Genomic DNA, 17135 nt, shown 5'->3' on the forward strand with positions numbered 1-17135 from the left:
GCTAAGGAGATCTCCGGACGCGAACGCAGAACCTGCGGGTCAGCGCCGTAACTCCGAGACAGGCCCTCGTGGCATCGCCGGTCCCAAACGAGGGGCGACACGTACCTGCGTTGTAAGACCCGTCGATCTACGTGAGCTACAGATAGGAGCTGAAGTGGTCGGCCACGGTGTCTGCCACGACTTCCGCATCGTCGGAGCCATCGACCTCCAGGACTCGGATGCCCAAGCGGCAAGCGGAGCGGACCGCCTCATCGGCGACGAGGCGGTCTCGGGCAAGCCGGTTCTCCTGTGCTCGCTCAGGGTCACTCACCTGGAGGCGGAGGCTGCCGGCACGGGGCAGTTCGCGGAGCTGGCGCTGACGGAATGCTTCGCTCGGCACCATGACGATCATCCGACAGGGCGAGTCGATGATGGGAGCGACCAGTTCGGGACGCAATCCCCAGCCTTCGGCAACGACAGGTCGCCCCGACACCAGGCCGCGCAGGTCGTCCAACGCCCACTCGAACCGCGCGGGAAAGCCGGCCAGGGTCTCGTCGGCCATCTCTTGAGGGGTGGTGTTCACCCAGACGGTCTCCGGGTCAGGATCCGCGGTGGGCTCGCCAAGTCGCACTCGACGGGCGATCCGGCGGTCATTGTGTGCGCGCGCGTCGTGGTAGTCGTAGTGATAGGCGGTCAGCTCGTACCGGATGGCCAGCACCCTGGCAACGGTGGATTTCCCGGCCCATTGCCCACCTCCGATCCAGAGGGCGTTGTGGAGGGTGCCGAACGGATCCCAGACCTCGCTACTTGTGGCGTTCACGGAAACAGCTTGGCGAAGGCACAGGCCAAGAAACAGTCTTGTTGTGCTTGCCCACCCGGATGATGATCGTAGAGAGGGAAGCGCCACCATCTCCGCTTGCAACGTTTTCGGAACGCCCCTGGTGTCGTATCGTCCTCTGCCCCCTGCATGACCGGACCTCAGGCTCCGACAACCGCCCACTCCGCAACACCAACGTCAACCGCCGCGTCTGGACCAAGGCCCTCCAGCACGCCGACCTATCAAAGATCCACTTCCACGACCTGAGGCACACCGGCAACACCCTCGCCACCAGCGCCGGCGCCTCGATGCGAGAGCTGATGGCACGCATGGCCACTCCAGCACCCGCGCCGCCCTCATCTACCAGCACTCCACCGACGAACGCCAACGCGAAGTGGCACGCAAGCCCGACGAACTGGCAAGGGGCGCCCTCGACACATCGGGCACGCAACGGGCACGGCCCCAGAACAAGGCCCACTAACGATCAAAAGCCCAGGTCACGGACCTGGGCTTTTGTATGAGTGGAGCCTAGGAGATTCGAACTCCTGACATCCTGCTTGCAAAGCAGGCGCTCTGCCAACTGAGCTAAGGCCCCTTCGACGAAGATAGCTTACCGGGCCGGGGAAGCCACCCGCGTCGTCCCGAGGTCGTCGCTCAGTACCAGGCCTGGGAAGTCCGCGATGGAGTCCAGGATGTGCGTGGCGCCGCCCTTGAGCAACCGTTCCCTGCTGTGCACGCCGGTCATCACCCCCGCCACCACGGAGGCTCCGGCCCGGCGCCCGCAGAGCATGTCGCTCTCCGAGTCGCCGACGACCGCCACGTGCCGTACGTCCGCCACGCCGAGTCGCAGCACGGCGTGCAGGACCATGTCCGGCCAGGGACGGCCGCGGCCGCCCGCGTCCTCCGGGGAGATGGCGAGGTCGACCTTGTCGTGCCAGCCGAGGACGCCGAGCACGCGGCTGAGCGTCGTACGGCTGAACCCGGTGATCAGGGCGAGCTTGACCCCGGTGCCGCGGAGTTTGTCCAGCGCCTCCAGGACCCCGGGCACGGGCTCCAGTCCGGCACGTTCCAGCGCACCCTCGTAGGAGCGCTCGAACGTCAGGTTCGCCGCCTGGGCCTGGGCCTCGTTGCCGGGGAAGATGCCCCGGAAGACATCGATCTTGGGACAGCCCCGGGACCGGTGCACGTGAACCATGGCACGCGCGTACGCTCCGGTCCCGGGCACTATGCCCTGGGTGGCGATCGCCTCGGCGAAGGCGCGCTCGACCATGGCGATGTCACCGACTGTGGTGCCTGCCAGGTCCAGGCACGCCAGCTCGATGGGGACGACGTCACTCATCGCCTCGCCGGTCGGTTAGTTCTCGCTGCCGGTCGCCTCGGTCCAGAGATCGAGCTCGGCGCGGTCAGCCTGCACCTTACGCCAGATCAGCAATCCCCCAAGGGCGACCAGCGCCAGAACGAGCAGCTTCTTCACGGTGTGACCCCACTTCTTCGACGGTCTCACCTGCCGGGGTGAGACCCAACGGTTGACATGCAGCCTAGCAAGGGATGGCTGCGCTCCTTGTGTTGCGCACGAACCTGATGTGCGGCTTGTGCGTAGAACGAGCCTTCAGCTCGGCCTGGATCACCCCTTCGACCCCGGCCTGTCTCCATCCCGTCCTGGGCAATCTGCCAATCACTTCGGACAACATCCCGATCATGCCAAATATCCGGACGTCCCGCGCGCGCGGCATACCCCTGCCCGTATCTTACGTTCCCGCCGCCGCCCAGTTCATGGTGATCGCGAAAGCGTCCGTCGCGATGCCGGAGACGCAGCGCGATCTCGGCTTCTCGGCCGGCGGCGGGGGCCCGCTGCACGAGGTCGTCCGAGCTGTTCGGGGCGTTTCGGGCGTTCGTCCCCGGATGGGTGGCGCCGATCGGCGGGCCAGTGATCGCCACCGCTGCGGGGACGGCCTGGGCGGGATCGCCGGGCGCACGGTGCAGGGTGTCGGCGGCGCGCTCATCGCCTCCGCCGCGATTCCTCTGCTCGGGGTGCTCTTCGGAAACGACCACCGCGGTTTCCGGGCCGCCTGTCCGGGCACCGCGGTGGTGGCCGGTCGCCGCGCGACGCTCGCCGCCCCGTTGAGGCGCCAGCGGTCCGTACGCGAAACCGTGAGCTGAATCTCATGTCCTCCGGAATACCCTAGGGGGGTACCGTGTTAGAGTATTCGGCAGGAACCGGAACCGCGTTGAAGGAGACCGTAATGAGCACCGCCACCTACACCGTCAAGGGCATGACCTGCGGCCACTGCGTGAGCTCGGTGAAGGAGGAGGTCGGCGGCGTGGCCGGCGTCACCGGCGTCGAGGTCGACCTGGCCAGCGGGCGGCTCACCGTGACCAGCGAGAGCCAGGTCGAGGAGTCCCAGATCGCCTCCGCGGTCGAGGAAGCCGGATACGAGCTGGTCGGGCAGTCATGAACACCGCCGCCAAGCTCGGCTCCTACGCCCTGGGGCTCGCCGTCGTCTTCGGCGGGGCCCTGGGCGTGGGCCGGGCGGTCGGCCCGGTGGCCCAGGACCCGCCGACACAGAGCCACACCGCCATGGCGAAGAGCCAGCAGGCCCACGAGGGCCAAGACGCCCTGAAGGGCCAGGAGGCCGGCGAAAGCCAGGAGGCCGGCGAAGGGCAAGAGGGCCGCGAAGGGCAGAAGAGCGAGAAGAGCCAGGAGCGCGGGACGCCGGAGCAGGCGTCCAGTGACACCCCCGGGGGGCTGCAAGTGTCGCAGAACGGATACACCCTCAACCCGCTGACCCCGATCGAGACCGGCAAGGCCACCGACTTCCGCTTCGCGGTCACCGGCCCGGACGGCCGCCCGGTGACCGACTACCAGGTGGAGCACGACAAGAAGCTGCACTTCATCGTGGTCTCCCGCGACCTGACGACCTTCCTCCACCTGCATCCGGAGATGACCCCCGACGGCATCTGGTCGGTCGGGCTGACGCTGCCGGCGGCGGGGCCGTACCGGGCCTTCGCCGACTTCGCCCCGACCGGCGGTGGGAACCCGACCGGCGGTGAGAAGCTGACGCTCGGCACGGACCTGCAGGCCGCCGGCGACTACCGGCCGAAGCCGCTGCCCGAGGCGAGCCGCTCCTCGAAGGTCGGCGACTACACTGTGAGCCTCGACGGAGACCTGGTCCCCGGGCGGGCGAGCAAGCTCACCCTCTCGGTGAGCAAAGACGGCGAACCGGTCACCGACCTGCAGCCCTACCTGGGCGCGTACGGCCACCTGGTCGCCCTCCGCGCCGGTGACCTGGCCTACCTGCACGTGCACCCCGAGCAGGGCGAGAAGGCCGGTCCGCAGATCACCTTCTACGCCGAGGTGCCGAGCATCGGCGACTACCGGCTGTTCCTCGACTTCAAGCACGGGGACGAGGTCCGCACCGCGGACTTCACCGTGCGCGCCACGCAGGGCGACGCGACCGCGGAACCGTCGGCCCCCCACGGCCACTGAACACCGAGACATCGAGAAAGGAGAGGTGATGTCTTCCCTCACCGAGGAAAAGGCCGTCGAGCTCGCGATCGGCGGAATGACGTGCGCGTCCTGCGCCAACCGCATCGAGCGCAAGCTGAACAAGCTTGAGGGCGTGACCGCGACGGTCAACTACGCGACGGAGAAGGCGAAGGTCACCTTTCCCGACGGGCTCGACCCCCAGACGCTGATCAGCGAGGTGGAGAAGGCCGGGTACACCGCCGCGCTCCCGGTCGCCAAGGAGCGGGAAGAGCAGGCCGGGCAGGCCGAGCCCGCCGACGAGCTGCGTCCGCTGCGCGACCGGCTGATCGCCGCCGTCACGCTGAGCGTGCCGGTGATCGCGATGGCGATGGTCCCGGCGCTGCAGTTCACGAACTGGCAGTGGTTGTCGCTGGTGCTGGCCGCGCCGGTCGTGGTCTACGCCGGCTGGCCCTTCCACAAGGCCGCCTGGACGAACCTGCGCCACGGCGCCGCCACCATGGACACGCTGATCTCCATCGGCACGCTGGCCGCCCTCGGCTGGTCGCTGTGGGCGCTGTTCTTCGGCACGGCCGGCACGCCGGGCATGACGCACCCGTTCGAGCTGACCATCGAGCGCACCGACGGCTCGGGCAACATCTACCTGGAGGCCGCGGCCGGGGTGACCGCGTTCATCCTGGCCGGACGCTACTTCGAGTCGCGTTCCAAGCGGCGGGCGGGGGCCGCGCTGCGGGCCCTGATGGAGCTGGGCGCCAAGGACGTCGAGCTGGCCGACGGACGGCGGGTGCCGGTCGAGCAGCTCAAGGCGGGCGACACGTTCGTCGTGCGGCCGGGCGAGAAGATCGCGACCGACGGCGTGATCGAGGAGGGCACCTCCGCGGTCGACGCCTCGATGCTGACCGGTGAGTCCGTGCCCGTCGAGGTGCGTCCCGGCGACGCCGTCACCGGCGCGACGGTGAACGCGGGCGGCCGGCTGGTGGTGCGGGCCACCCGGGTCGGCGCGGACACGCAGCTCGCCCAGATGGCCAAGCTGGTGGAGGAGGCCCAGACGGGCAAGGCCGAGGTGCAGCGGCTGGCCGACCGCGTGTCGGGCATCTTCGTGCCGATCGTGATCGCGCTGGCGGTGGGCACGCTGGGCTTCTGGCTCGGCACCGGCAACGGCGCGGGGGCCGCGTTCACCGCGGCGGTGGCCGTGCTGATCATCGCCTGCCCGTGCGCGCTCGGCCTGGCCACGCCCACGGCGTTGCTGGTCGGCACCGGCCGGGGCGCACAGCTCGGCATCCTGATCAAGGGGCCGGAGGTGCTGGAGTCCACCCGCCGCATCGACACCATCGTCCTGGACAAGACCGGCACGGTCACCGAGGGCAGGATGACGCTGGTCGACGTGCACCTGGCCGAGGGCGAGAGCCGCGAGGAGGTGCTGCGGCTGGCCGGCGCCATCGAGCACGCCTCCGAGCACCCGATCGCCCAGGCCATCGCCAGGGAGGCGAAGTCCGACGCGACCGTGGAGGACTTCGCCAACGTCGAGGGGCTCGGCGTGCAGGGCATCGTGGACGGGCACGCGGTCCTGGTCGGCCGACCGAGGCTGCTGGCCGAGTGGTCGCAGCACCTGCCCGCCGACCTGGCGGCCACTCTTGAGGAGGAGCAGGCCAAGGGCCGCACGGTGGTCGCGGCCGGCTGGGACGGCAAGGCCAGGGCGCTGCTGGTGGTGTCGGACGTGGTCAAGGAGACCAGTGCGGAGGCCATCGCCAGGCTGCGCGCGCTGGGCCTCACCCCGGTGCTGCTGACCGGCGACAACGAGGCCGTCGCCCGGCAGGTCGCGGACGAGGTCGGCATCGACGAGGTGATCGCCGAGGTGCTGCCCGCCGACAAGGTGGACGTGGTCAAGCGGCTGCAGTCGGAGGGCAAGGTCGTGGCGATGGCCGGCGACGGCGTCAACGACGCGGCCGCGCTCGCCCAGGCCGACCTGGGCCTGGCCATGGGCACCGGCACGGACGCCGCCATCGAGGCGTCGGACCTCACCCTGGTCAGAGGCGACCTGCTGGTGGCCGCCGACGCGATCAGGCTTTCCCGCCGGACGCTCGGCACCATCAAGGGCAACCTGTTCTGGGCCTTCGCCTACAACGTGGCCGCCCTGCCGCTGGCCGCGCTCGGCCTGCTCAACCCGATGATCGCGGGGGCCGCGATGGCCTTCTCCAGCGTGTTCGTGGTCAGCAACAGCCTCCGGCTGCGCCGGTTCAGGTGACCGTCGAGGCCCTACGCCGGTTCACGTGACCGCTGGGTCGAGTGATCGCTGAGCCCATCTGACGGCCGGTGCCATCGCGGCGCCGGCCGTCATGAACGCCAGCCCCAGCAGCAACCAGCCCACGGTCCCGCCGTCGAGCACGAGCGTGGTGAGCACGGCCGGGCCGAGCATCCTCGCCACCGCCGTGCCGGTGCCGAAGAAGCCCTGGTACTGGCCCTGCCTGTCGTCGGGGGCCAGGCCGAAGCCGATCTCCCAGGCCCCCGCGGCCAGCAGCATCTCCCCCGCGACCTGCAGACAGCCCGCCGCGATCAGGAAGATCCAGCCGTGCGGGCTGAGGGCGAACACCGCGCACGCGGCGAACAGCACGACGCCCGCCCGGCGGACGGCCGTGGACGCGTCCCGCAGGTCGCGCACCCGGCGGGCCACGCGTACCTGGAAGAGCAGCACGCTGCCGGTGTTGAGCACGAGCAGCACCGAGACCATCCAGGCGGGCCCGGACGTGCGCTGCGCGATCCACAGCGGCACCACGAGACTGAGCAGCGGCATGTAGAACAGCATCACCGCGTTGATCATCGTGACCAGCGCGTACGGCCGGTCCCTGAGCACGGCCAGCCGCGGCCCCGGCGCGGCCGGCGCGGGCCGCACGGCGGGCAGCCTGAGCAGGACCAGCGCGGCCACCAGGAAGCTCAGGGCGTCGAGCGTGAACACCGCGACGTATCCGGCCCGGGTGCCGACGGCCAGCGCGACGCCGCCCAGCGCGGCCCCCACGGCCATGCCGCCGTTGAGCGTGGACTGCAGCACCGCCCGCACGACCGTGCGCCGGGCCGGCTCGACCAGCCCGGCCAGCAGCGCCTGCCGGGCCGCCGACAGGCCGGTCTGCGCGGTCCCGTAGAGGCAGGCGACCAGCAGGAAAAGCGCGAACGAGTGGACGAACACGAACGAGCCGGCCGCCACCGCGGTCGTGAGCGCGAGCAGCACCGCCACGCCGCGCGGCCCCCGCCGGTCGGCCAGGTGCCCGAGCGGCACCCCCGCCACCGAGCCGACCGCCCAGCCCAGCGTGAGGCCGAGGCCGATCTCGGTGGCCGACAGCCCCACGACGTCGGCGAAGTAGAGCGCCGAGGTGACCAGGTACGCGCCGTCGCCGATGGAGTTGGCGAGCTGCGCGGCGGCGAGCACGCGCTGGGTTCTCATGACTTGTATGACTCCGGGGTCATCCGGGTGGCGACGCCCATCCTGTTCCAGGCGTTGATGGTGGCCACGGCCACGGTCAGCGCGGCCATCTGCTGCTCGTCGAAGTGCGCGGCGGCCTGCGCCCAGACCTCGTCGGTGACGTCGTCGGTGGACAGGCGGGTGGCGGCCTCGGTGAAGGCCAGGGCGGCGCGTTCCTGCGGGGTGAAGAAGGGGGCCTCGCGCCAGACGGCCACGGCGTGCAGCCTGGCGTCGCTCTCCCCCGCCTGCTTGGCGTCGGAGCTGTGCATGTCCACGCAGTAGACGCAGCCGTTGATCTGGCTGGCGCGCAGCCGTACGAGTTCGAGGAGGGGCTTGGGGAGGGTGCTCTGGGCCACGAACCGGTCCAGGCCGGCCATCGCCTTGTACGCTTCGCCGGCGAACTTCCCGAGTTCCATGCGTTCGGTCATAGGCCCATCTTGGCCGTACTCTTGTCCCGATATAAGCTCCAATTTCCGCCAAGTTGATTGGGCCAAGTTGGACGTTCACATCAGCCTCCAAGGGCGCGGTGACCTGGCCGCACAGGTCTACCGGCAGCTGCTCGACGCCATACTCGACGGCCGCCTGCGCTCGGGCGAGCGGCTGCCGCCGACCAGGGAGCTGGCCGGCCGGCTGGAGATCTCCAGGAACACGGTGGCGGTGGCCTACGACCGGCTGGTGGCCGACGGCTTCCTGGTCGGCAGGGCGGGGGCGGGCACGTTCGTGTCGGCCGAGCCGGTGCGCGGCCGGGCCGCGCCCAAGGGGGTGGTCAGGCCGCGGGCGTTCTGGCGGGAGCTCGGGGAGACCGTCGAGGTGCCGCCCGCCCGGTACGACTTCCGCGTCGGCGTGCCGGACGCGCGGCTGTTCCCGATGGAGACCTGGCGCAGGCTGGTGGCCAGGGAACTGCGGGTAGGGCTGGCGACGTACGAGCCTTCGTCCGGCTATAAGCCTCTACGTGAGGCTATTTCGCGTCATATCGGGATCAGTCGGTCGGTGCACGCGGGGCCCGACGACGTCCTGATCACCAACGGCGCTCAGCAGGCCCTCGACCTCATCGGCCGCGTCCTCATCGAGCCCGGCACGACCGTCGCCGTCGAGGAGCCCGGCTACCCGCCCGCCCGCCGTCTGTTCAGCTCGCTCGGCGCCCGCGTGATCGGCGTGCCCGTGGACGCCGAGGGCCTGGACGTGGCGGCCATCCCCCGCTCGGCGAGCCTGGTCTATGTCACGCCCTCACACCAGTTCCCGCTGGGCACGCCCATGTCGCTGGCCCGCCGCGCCGCCCTGCTCGCGTGGGCCGAACGCCGCGCCGCCGTGGTGATCGAGGACGACTACGACAGCGAGTTCCGCTTCGGCGAACGCCCGCTCGAACCCCTGCAGAGCCTCGACCGGTCGGGCCGGGTGATCTACGTGGGCTCGTTCTCGAAGACCCTGCTGCCCATGCTCAGGCTCGGCTTCCTCGTCGCCCCCGCCTCGCTCGGCCCGGCCCTGTGCGCCGCGCGGCAGCTGTCCGACTGGCACGGCGACATGCCCACGCAGGCCGCCCTGGCCCGTTTCATCGACGAGGGCCTGCTGGCCAGGCACATCAGGAAGGCGACCCGCGAGTACGCCGCCCGGCACGAGCTGGTCACCGCGGCGCTGGCCGGGGACGAGCGGCTGCGCCTGATCCCGTCCGCCGCGGGCCTGCACGTGTGCGCCCGCCTGGCCCCCGGCGTGTCCCTGGGCCCTGTGCCGGACCTGGCCGTCGAGCAGCTCGACGCCTACTGCGGCGAGACCCCGGCACAGCCGGGCCTGGTGCTCGGTTACGGCGCGATCGGGCCGCGCGACATCGGCCCCGGCCTGCGCCTGCTCACCGACAACCTCAGGACGACCACGCCGGGTCAGTAGTTGTGCCGGCTCCAGAACCGCCGCGCTCGGTCAGTAGTTGCGCCGGCTCCAGAACCGCCGCGCCCGGTCCCCCGTCAGCTCCGGATCGTCCGGCGGCGAGGGCTGCTGCACGATGACGACGGTCGTCTTGGCGTGGCGGGCGCAGTACATGCTGGTGGAGGGCAGCAGGATCCGGCTCAGCAACCGCCGCCGCCCCCGGCCGAGCACCAGCAGGTCGCCCTCGCGGGCCAGATCGACGAGGTGGTAGCCGGGGTCGCCGACCTTGCTGAGCGTCGCCACGCGCAGGTCGTCGGGCACGCCCCCGGCGACGTCCTCGAACACGCCCGCGATCACCTCCGCGCAGCGGGACTCCTCGCCCTGCCGGATCGCGTGCTGCACGGGCAGCGCCTCGGGAAAGGGATGGACGGGCGCACGACTGACGTGAACGGCCACCAGAGCCATCCGGTGCAGCCTGGCCGCGCCGATGGCCCAGGCGAGTGCCCAACGCGAGGCCGGGGACTCGTCCACCCCCACGATCAGCCTCACACCGCCAGGCAGATCCTGTTCCACGGTGCCTCCTGGAAATGAAGTACGACCATAGTGCGCCAACCGGCCAGTTACCGGGAGGTGGCACTTTGCGAACTCTGGAGTCCCCCGCGAGCCCGGGCGTAGCATGCGGGGGTGGAACGAGGGTGGGTGCAACCCCGTCCCGCCCTCGACCGGCGGCTCGACGGGGCGCTTACGCACAGGCTCACCACGCTCGTGGCCTCTACAGGCTACGGGAAGTCGATCGCGCTCGCCGGTTGGAGCCACGCCGTGGGCGGCGTCCTGCACCTGCTCGGGCCCGCCGACCGCGACCTGCCGACGCTGGCGGGCTCGGTGGCGTCGGCGCTGGCCCAGGCCGTCCCGGGGTTGCCCGCCGACCTGCTGGCCGCGGCCGGGGCGCCGCTCGGGCCCGACGCCGACGAGCTGTCCAGGGCCGCCGCGCTGGCGGGCGCGCTGGCCGAGGCGCTGGCCCGGCGGCTGACGAGGGGGCTGGCGCTGGTCTTCGACGGCGTCGACGCGATCATCGGCGCGCCCGGCTCGGTGCGTTACGTCGAGACGCTGGTCCGCGCCGCGCCCCGGCACCTGCACCTGGTCACCGCCTCGCGGGCGCCGCTGCCGTTCCCGACGGCCCGGCTGCGCCAGGACCACGAGGTGCTCGACCTCGACGCCACCGACCTCGCGCTCACCGCGTCCGAGACCGGCGCCTGGGCCAGGGAGCGGCTGGGCGAGCAGGGAGCGGACATCGCCGCCAGGCTGCACGAGGCGTGCGCGGGCTGGCCGGCCGCCGTCCAGGCCGCCCTCGACGCGCTGGCCCGCGAGGAGCCGGCGAGCTGGCCGCGCACCGCGGCGAGCCTGGCCGCCAACTCGGCCACGCTCGAACACCTGACGCTCGCCGCGTTCAAGGACCTGCCGGCGGGCATGCGGGAGCTGCTGCGCGCGGCGACCGTCCTGCCGGTGCTGACGTCCGGCCTGGCCGCCACGCTCGGCGCGCCGCCCGACACGCTCGCGGCGCTGACCAGCCGCGGCCTGTTCATCGAGGCCGACCAGGACGGCCACCGGCTGACCTCGACCAGCAGGCACGTCCTGGCCAGGCACGCCCCGCTCGACCGGCACGAGGCCCACGACGTGGCCGCCGTCGCCGCCCGCTGGTACGTCGAGCACGACCAGCCCGAGCTGGCCCTGCGCGCCGCCGTCGCGACCGCCCACCCCGACCTCGCCGCGTCGCTGCTCAACTCCCACGGCCCCCGCCTGGCCGAGCGCGGCGACGTGATCGCGGCCCTCGACCTGCTGCCCGAGCAGGCCAGAGGGTCGCCGCCGATGCTCAGGCTGGCCGGCATCGCCGAGCAGAACCGCGGCCACTGGACCCGCGCCCGCGACCTGCTGGCCCGCGTCGCCGACGGCCCCGCCTTCGACGCGTTCGTGGCCAGGCGCCTCGGCTTCATCGACCACCTGCGCGGCGACCTCGACGCCGCCATGACCATGTACGCCAAGGGCCACGCCTACGGCTCGCCGCCCGCCGACGCCGCCATGTGCGCCGCCTCCATGGCCTCGGTGCTGTGGCTGAAGGGCGACCGGGCGGGCTGCGCCGAGCTGGCCGACCGGGCGCTGGAGCAGGCCGGCGGTCTCGGCGACCCCGGCGCGCTGGCGATGGCCAACACAGTGCTGGCCATGCTCGCCGCCCTCGACGGCGACCGCCGCGCCAACGACGCCTACTACCTGCGCGCCCTGGAGTACGCCGAACGCGCCGGCGACGTCGTCCAGCTCATCAGGATCCGGGCCAACCGGGCCTCCCGTCATCTGGACGAGGGCGCCTACGCCGAGGCGCTGGCCGAGACGGAGGCCGCGAGCAGGCTGTGCGACCTGGTGTCGTTCGCGCCGTACGCCGCGCTCAACGTGGCCAACCGGGCCAAGGCGCTGGTCGGGCTCGGCCGGCTGGAGGAGTCGGCGATCGACGCCGCCGACGCGGTGGCCAGGTGGGAGGCGATGGGGTCGCGGCTGGTCAGCGTCGGGCTGGTCCGGCTGGGCGAGATCCACGCGCTGCGCGGCGACCGCGGGCAGGCGGCCGCCGTCTACCGCCGGGTGATCGCCGAGACCGAGCCGCTGGGCGAGGTGCAGACCCGCTCCAACGCGCTCAACGCGCTGGCCGAGCTGCTGGCCGAGGACGATCCCGAGGAGGCGGCCCAGGTGGCCCAGCAGGCGCTGGCGTACGCCGGCGGCATCGCCGGGGTCTCCGCGCGGGTGGCCGCGGCGCACGTGGCCCTGGCCGCCGGCCGTCGTGACGAGGCAGCCCGGCTGGTCGGCGAGACCGAGCCGATCGCCGTGGAACGCAGGGACCACGCGGCCCAGGCCGTGCTGCACGAGCTGCGCGCCCGGCTCGACGGCGATCCCGCGCAGGCCGACGAGGCGGTGCGCGGGTGGGCGGCGCTCGGCGACCCGATCGGACGGGCCAGGGCCGAGCTGGTGCGGGCGGCCCTGTCCGACCCGGTGAGCGGGGGCGAGGTGGCCGTACGGGTGCGCGAGCGGATGCACGCGATCGGCTGCCGGGCGCTCGACGACCGGATCGACGAGCTGATCGCCCGCGCGGCGCCCGCGCCGGGGGCGGCGGTGGTGATCGAGACCATGGGAACGTTCCGGGTGCTGCGCGGCGCGGTGCCGGTCCCGCGTACGGCCTGGCAGTCGCGCAAGGCCCGCGACCTGCTGAAGATCCTGGTCAGCCGCCGGGGCGGCGCGATCAGCAGGGAACGGCTGGTGGAGATCCTGTGGCCCGAGCAGCGCGACGACGCGGTCGGGCTGCGGCGGCTCAACGTCATGGTCTCCACGCTGCGCGCGGTGCTCGACCCGGCCCACGAACGGCCCGCCGACGACGTCGTGGTCTCCGAGGAGGGCGCGCTGCGCCTGGACCTGGCGCACGCCGACGTCGACGTCGAGCGCTTCCTCGACCTGACCGCCGGAGCCGTACGGCTGGAGCAGGCCGGCCGCGCCGCCGAGGCGCTGGAGCGGTGGACGGCGGCCGAGAGCGCGTACGGCGGCGAGTTCTGCGAGGAGGACCCCTACGCCGACTGGGCGGTGGGCCTGCGCGAACAGGCACGGCTGGCCTACGTGCAGGCGGCCGCCCGGCTGGCCGCGGCGCGCACCCGCGAGCGGCGCTACGACGAGGCCGCCCGCTACTGGCTGCGCCTGCTGGAGCGCGACGGCTACGACGAACGCGCCCACCTGGGCCTGGTGCGCGTGCTCGACCTGGCGGGCCGGCGCGGCGACGCCCGCAGGCGCTACCACCTCTACGCCGAGCGCATGCGGGAGCTGGAGGTCGAGCCCGCGCCCTACCCCACCTGAACCAGACCTGAACCGTCCGGGGCGATGGTGATCAGATGAGGACGGTCATCGTACGGCTGGTCGAGCCCGAGCAATCCGGCGGCCAGCTCCGCGGGCTGCTCGAAGAGGTGGGGGGCGAGCCGGTGCCGTTCAGCGGCGCCGACGCCGTGATCACCCTGTTGCTGAACGCGGCCGGCCTGAACCGCGATCCCGCCTGAACCTCGCGCGAACCTCGGCTCGCCACCATCTGTGGTGAGAGGAGGCACGATGAGCGAGCAACTGGGGAGTGGATGGCCGTTCGTCGGGCGAGGGGGATCGATCGCGACCGTGCGCGCGGCGCTGCGGTCGGGAGCGGGCGCGATGATCGCCGGTGAGGCGGGCGTCGGCAAGAGCAGGCTGGCCGCGCAGGCGCTGGCCGGTCTCGACGGGTACGAGATCGTGCGCGTGCTGGGCACGGAGACCGCGTCGATGATCCCGTTCGGGGCGTTCGCCCATGTGTTGACGGGGCCGCCGCGGGGCGGCGAGAACCTGCTGCGCTGGGCCGCGCGTCACCTGCGCAGGGGAGAGGGAGAACTGCTGGTGAGCGTGGACGACGCCCACCGGCTGGACGCGGCGTCGGCGGCGCTGGTGCACTACCTGGCCGCGGGTGGGGAGGCCAGGGTGCTGGTCACGGTGCGTACGGGCGGTCCGCTGCCCGCGCCGGTGGCCGCGCTGTGGAAGGACGAGCTGCTGACCAGGGTCGAGCTGCCGCCGCTCGGCCGCGACGAGGTCGGCCAGGTGCTGGCGGGCGCGCTCGGCGGCGAGGTGGCGGAGGGGACCGTCCGGCATCTGGCGGCCGTCACCGGCGGGAACGTGCTCTACCTGCGCGAGGTCGTCCATGCCGGGCGCACGTCCGGCTGCCTGGCCGAGAGCGGCGGCGAGTGGCGCTGGCGGGGCGAGCTGTCGATGACCACCCGGCTGCGCGAGCTGGTCGGCGCCCGGATCGGCCACCTGGACCAGGACGAGCGGGAGGTGCTGGAGCTGGTGGCGTACGGCGAGCCGGTGGGCGCGGAGCTGCTGGTCGCGCTGACCTCGCCGCGCGCGGTGGAGCGGGTCGAGGCCCGCGGCCTGGTCACGGTCGCCGGCGACGGCAGGCGCGAGCAGGTACGCCTCGGCCACCCCCTGTACGGCGAGGTGGTCCGCGGCGACTGCGGCACCCTGCGGGCCAGGCGGCGGCTGCGGACGCTGGCCGAGGCCCTGGAGGCCGGCGGCCTGCGACGGCGCGAGGACGAGCTGCGCGCGGCCGTCTGGCGGCTGGACAGCGGGTCGGCCGCCGCGCCGGAGCTGTTGTTGTCGGCCGCGGGCCTGGCCTGGGCCAGGCGTGACCCCAGGCTGGCCGCCCGGCTGGCCAGGGCCGCGATCGAGGCGGGCGCGGGCGTGGCGGCGGTCGCGCTGCTCGGCCAGGTGCTGATGGTGCTGGGCGACCAGGACGCGGCGCTGGCGGCGCTGCGGCAGGCGGCCAGGAACGCCGTCACCGAGGGCGAGCGCGCCCAGCACGCCTTCAGCCTGGGCATGAACCTCGCCTGGGCGGGCGCGGACGCCGAGGCGTGCCGGGTGCTCGACCTGGCCGCCGGATCCCTGACCGATCCGGCCTGGCGGCAGGAGGCGCACGTCTACCGGGGCGTCGCCCACTTCTTCGCCGGCCGGCTGACCGGGGCCGCGGACGCCCTGGCGCGGGCGCGCGCGTGCGGGCCGGCGACCGTGCGCGGCGCGGCGCACGCGGCCGCGCTGGAGTCCTGGACCGACGCCTACTCCGGGCGTACGGAGAGCGCGCTCGCCGTGGCCGGACGGGCCCTCGCGGGCCGGGACGACTGGGACGACGACGCCCCGCACGCGCTGCCGACGCTGCTGGACGCGCGCTGCGCCGCCCAGGTGTTCTCCGGCCGCCTGGACGCGGCGGCGCGGACGGCCGCGGAGGCCATGGAACCGGCGGCGGCCGAGCTGTCGGTGTCGGGGTTCGGGGCGTACCGGGCGATGGTCGGCAGGCTGCGCGGCGACGCGGCCGGCGCGGCCCGCTGGGCCAGGCAGGACGCGGCCCGGCTGCCGCCCGGGACGCCGTACCGGGGGCGCTGCCTGGCCGAGCTGGCCCACGCGCGGGCGCTGCTGGGGGAGACGGCGGCGGCGCGGGCCGCGCTGGCCGAGGCCGAGGGGCCGGCCTCGCGGTGGGCGTTCACCCGGCAGCCGGTGTTGCAGGCCGCGGTCTGGGTGACGGCCTCGGCGGGCGACCTGGACCAGGCGGTGAGCCTGTGCCTGACGGCCGCCGGGCTGGCCGAGCGGCACGAGCAGTCCGGGTACCTGATGTTCGCGCTGCACGACCTGGTGCGGCTGGGCGCGCCCGCCCTGGCGGCCCGGCGGCTGGCCGCGCTCGCCGAACGAGTGGACGGGCCGCTGGCCGGGCTGTTCGCCCGGCACGCGCGGGCCGCGGGCGACCCGGCCGAGCTGCGGGACGTCGCCGCCGAGTTCGAACGGCTCGGCCTGATCCTGTACGCCGCCGAGGCCCTCGCCCAGGAGTCGGCGGCCCACCGCCGGGACGGCCGCGGCACGCTGGCCAGAGGGGCGCAGACCAGGGCGTGGGCGCTGGCCAGGCGGTGCCCGGGGGTCTCGACGCCGGCGCTGGTCGAGCTGGCCACGCCGGAGCTCACGCCGCGCCAGCGGGAGATCGTCAAGCTGGCGGCGGCCGGGCTGACGAACCGGCAGATCGCCGACCGGCTGACGCTGTCCACCCGTACGGCGGCCAACCATCTCCAGGCGGCCTACGAGAAGCTGGGGGTCAACGACCGCACGCAGGTGGGCCGCCTGCTGGCGGCGCTTTAAACAAGGCTCAGGAGGCCGGCGTACAAGGTCTGGCGGTCGTCGTCCGTCATGGCCCGGTACGGGTCGGCGGCCCGCCGGTTCGTCTCGGCCTCGATCGCGGCCCGGACGGGACCGTCCTTCAGCGCGACGATCCCGTCCGCGGTCAGCCCGGCTGCCCGCCAGGACTCGGCGTGCGCGTCGGCCCGGTGGTAGCGCAGCGCGGCGAGCCGGTTGAACAGCAGCAGGCCGTCGGGGGCGGCGTCCGGCTCGTACGGCGGCGCCATCACCTCCAGGGCGCCGCCCGGCACGCGTACGGCCCGGTCGAGCACCCCGCCCACCGCCACGGCGAGACCGGCCACGTCGCGGCCCGCCCAGACGCGGCCGGCCGCCTCGGCGTGCGCGGCGTACAGGCCGTCCACGAACGCCCGCCCCTCGGGGGTGAGCCGCAACGCCCGGCCGTCGTCCCGTTCGAGCGCGCCCTCGCGCAGGTGGACGCCGACGCCTTCGGTGACGTCGCCGTACCGGTAGACGGCGGCGAGCGCGGCCGTGGTCACCGGGCGCAGGGGGAGCACGAAGCGCAGGTCGTTGAGGAGGCCGCTGGTCAGGCCGGAGCGCTCGGTCAGGTCCAGGACGGCTCTGCGGGCGGCGGCGTGCACGTCGACGTGGGCCGCGTCGATGACGGGGGCGATCGCCGCGGCAAACTCCCCCAACCCCTGAAATTTCGGCATTGAGCGTCATTATGGCGCTCAATCCGTAGCCCATCAGCAGGAAACCGTAATCGCCTGGCTCCAGGGTGAGGTCAACCGTCCGGCGTCCGCCGGTGTTCTTCCACCGCCCGGTTCCTCCCTCCC

The 17135-nt window shown here is 73.1% G+C and carries 15 protein-coding genes and 1 tRNA gene; 8 read left to right on the forward strand and 8 right to left on the reverse strand.

The features are described from left to right. Window positions 1–136: 136 nt before the first annotated feature. From ACIBK9_RS04290 to ACIBK9_RS04305, 4 genes are all read right to left on the reverse strand, one after another. On the reverse strand, window positions 137–799 hold the full coding sequence (locus ACIBK9_RS04290) for a hypothetical protein (protein WP_397155070.1): 663 nt from the start codon (window positions 797–799) through the stop codon (window positions 137–139). Between the two features lie 519 nt (window positions 800–1318). Next, a tRNA-Ala gene (locus tag ACIBK9_RS04295) sits at window positions 1319–1391 on the reverse strand. Window positions 1392–1406: 15 nt separating this feature from the next. Then, window positions 1407–2135, reverse strand: coding sequence for an HAD-IA family hydrolase (locus tag ACIBK9_RS04300; protein WP_397155072.1), 729 nt, complete (start codon window positions 2133–2135; stop codon window positions 1407–1409). A 15-nt stretch (window positions 2136–2150) separates the two neighbouring features. After that, a complete protein-coding gene (locus tag ACIBK9_RS04305) occupies window positions 2151–2270 on the reverse strand; it encodes a DLW-39 family protein (RefSeq protein WP_013130296.1) in 120 nt (39 codons plus the stop codon). A 74-nt stretch (window positions 2271–2344) separates the two neighbouring features. Here ACIBK9_RS04305 and ACIBK9_RS04310 point away from each other — a divergent pair, with 74 nt between their 5' ends. The 4 genes from ACIBK9_RS04310 to ACIBK9_RS04325 all read left to right on the forward strand — a co-directional run bounded on the left by ACIBK9_RS04310 (window position 2345) and on the right by ACIBK9_RS04325 (window position 6525). After that, window positions 2345–2956 (forward strand): hypothetical protein, encoded by a 612-nt coding sequence (locus tag ACIBK9_RS04310; protein WP_397155074.1) that lies wholly within the window; start codon window positions 2345–2347, stop codon window positions 2954–2956. An 83-nt stretch (window positions 2957–3039) separates the two neighbouring features. After that, window positions 3040–3252: a heavy-metal-associated domain-containing protein gene (locus ACIBK9_RS04315; protein WP_352323852.1), complete on the forward strand. Its 213-nt coding sequence runs from the start codon at window positions 3040–3042 to the stop codon at window positions 3250–3252. Then, on the forward strand, window positions 3249–4283 hold the full coding sequence (locus ACIBK9_RS04320; RefSeq protein ID WP_397155076.1) for a hypothetical protein: 1035 nt from the start codon (window positions 3249–3251) through the stop codon (window positions 4281–4283). The genes ACIBK9_RS04315 and ACIBK9_RS04320 overlap by 4 nt, the downstream gene beginning before the upstream one ends. Window positions 4284–4311: 28 nt before the next feature. Then, the gene (locus tag ACIBK9_RS04325; protein WP_397155078.1) at window positions 4312–6525 is read left to right on the forward strand and encodes a heavy metal translocating P-type ATPase; all 2214 of its coding nucleotides are present in this window, start codon (window positions 4312–4314) and stop codon (window positions 6523–6525) included. Window positions 6526–6546: 21 nt separating this feature from the next. On the opposite strand, the gene ACIBK9_RS04330 is transcribed toward ACIBK9_RS04325, so the two are convergent. Further along, window positions 6547–7716 (reverse strand): MFS transporter, encoded by a 1170-nt coding sequence (locus ACIBK9_RS04330; protein WP_397155080.1) that lies wholly within the window; start codon window positions 7714–7716, stop codon window positions 6547–6549. Then, complete coding sequence (locus ACIBK9_RS04335) at window positions 7713–8162, reverse strand: carboxymuconolactone decarboxylase family protein (RefSeq protein ID WP_352328679.1); 450 nt, start codon at window positions 8160–8162, stop codon at window positions 7713–7715. Before ACIBK9_RS04335 ends, ACIBK9_RS04330 begins: the two co-directional genes overlap by 4 nt. A gap of 67 nt (window positions 8163–8229) precedes the next feature. On the opposite strand from ACIBK9_RS04335, the gene ACIBK9_RS04340 reads away from it, so the two are divergent. Then, the gene (locus ACIBK9_RS04340) at window positions 8230–9615 is read left to right on the forward strand and encodes a PLP-dependent aminotransferase family protein (protein ID WP_397155083.1); all 1386 of its coding nucleotides are present in this window, start codon (window positions 8230–8232) and stop codon (window positions 9613–9615) included. 30 nt (window positions 9616–9645) lie between these two features. Here ACIBK9_RS04340 and ACIBK9_RS04345 read toward each other — a convergent pair whose 3' ends face one another. Continuing rightward, window positions 9646–10164 (reverse strand): universal stress protein, encoded by a 519-nt coding sequence (locus ACIBK9_RS04345; protein ID WP_352362352.1) that lies wholly within the window; start codon window positions 10162–10164, stop codon window positions 9646–9648. A gap of 111 nt (window positions 10165–10275) precedes the next feature. On the opposite strand from ACIBK9_RS04345, the gene ACIBK9_RS04350 reads away from it, so the two are divergent. From ACIBK9_RS04350 to ACIBK9_RS04360, 3 genes are read left to right on the forward strand one after another with little or no spacing between them, the layout of a single operon-like run. Further along, the gene (locus ACIBK9_RS04350) at window positions 10276–13473 is read left to right on the forward strand and encodes a BTAD domain-containing putative transcriptional regulator (protein WP_397155084.1); all 3198 of its coding nucleotides are present in this window, start codon (window positions 10276–10278) and stop codon (window positions 13471–13473) included. A gap of 35 nt (window positions 13474–13508) precedes the next feature. Beyond that, window positions 13509–13670 (forward strand): hypothetical protein, encoded by a 162-nt coding sequence (locus ACIBK9_RS04355; RefSeq protein WP_185844989.1) that lies wholly within the window; start codon window positions 13509–13511, stop codon window positions 13668–13670. A 49-nt stretch (window positions 13671–13719) separates the two neighbouring features. Next, window positions 13720–16305 carry a LuxR C-terminal-related transcriptional regulator gene (locus ACIBK9_RS04360; RefSeq protein ID WP_397155085.1) on the forward strand — a complete coding sequence of 862 codons (2586 nt, stop codon included), beginning with the start codon at window positions 13720–13722 and terminating at the stop codon, window positions 16303–16305. On the opposite strand, the gene ACIBK9_RS04365 is transcribed toward ACIBK9_RS04360, so the two are convergent. After that, window positions 16302–16994, reverse strand: coding sequence for a hypothetical protein (locus tag ACIBK9_RS04365; RefSeq protein WP_397155086.1), 693 nt, complete (start codon window positions 16992–16994; stop codon window positions 16302–16304). The two genes, ACIBK9_RS04360 and ACIBK9_RS04365, sit on opposite strands and share 4 nt — an antisense overlap. Window positions 16995–17135 lie beyond the last annotated feature (141 nt).

The organism is Nonomuraea sp. NPDC050227 (assembly GCF_044459705.1).
Taxonomy (GTDB): domain Bacteria; phylum Actinomycetota; class Actinomycetes; order Streptosporangiales; family Streptosporangiaceae; genus Nonomuraea.

What these genes read in the sequence shown, in the direction of transcription:
- ACIBK9_RS04300 (WP_397155072.1), bottom strand. Translation starts at nt 2,135, where the DNA reads ATGAGTGACGTCGTCCCCATCGAGCTGGCGTGCCTGGACCTGGCAGGC.
- ACIBK9_RS04310 (WP_397155074.1), top strand. Translation starts at nt 2,345, where the DNA reads ATGGCTGCGCTCCTTGTGTTGCGCACGAACCTGATGTGCGGCTTGTGC.
- ACIBK9_RS04315 (WP_352323852.1), top strand. Translation starts at nt 3,040, where the DNA reads ATGAGCACCGCCACCTACACCGTCAAGGGCATGACCTGCGGCCACTGC.
- ACIBK9_RS04320 (WP_397155076.1), top strand. Translation starts at nt 3,249, where the DNA reads ATGAACACCGCCGCCAAGCTCGGCTCCTACGCCCTGGGGCTCGCCGTC.
- ACIBK9_RS04325 (WP_397155078.1), top strand. Translation starts at nt 4,312, where the DNA reads ATGTCTTCCCTCACCGAGGAAAAGGCCGTCGAGCTCGCGATCGGCGGA.
- ACIBK9_RS04330 (WP_397155080.1), bottom strand. Translation starts at nt 7,716, where the DNA reads ATGAGAACCCAGCGCGTGCTCGCCGCCGCGCAGCTCGCCAACTCCATC.
- ACIBK9_RS04335 (WP_352328679.1), bottom strand. Translation starts at nt 8,162, where the DNA reads ATGACCGAACGCATGGAACTCGGGAAGTTCGCCGGCGAAGCGTACAAG.
- ACIBK9_RS04355 (WP_185844989.1), top strand. Translation starts at nt 13,509, where the DNA reads ATGAGGACGGTCATCGTACGGCTGGTCGAGCCCGAGCAATCCGGCGGC.
- ACIBK9_RS04360 (WP_397155085.1), top strand. Translation starts at nt 13,720, where the DNA reads ATGAGCGAGCAACTGGGGAGTGGATGGCCGTTCGTCGGGCGAGGGGGA.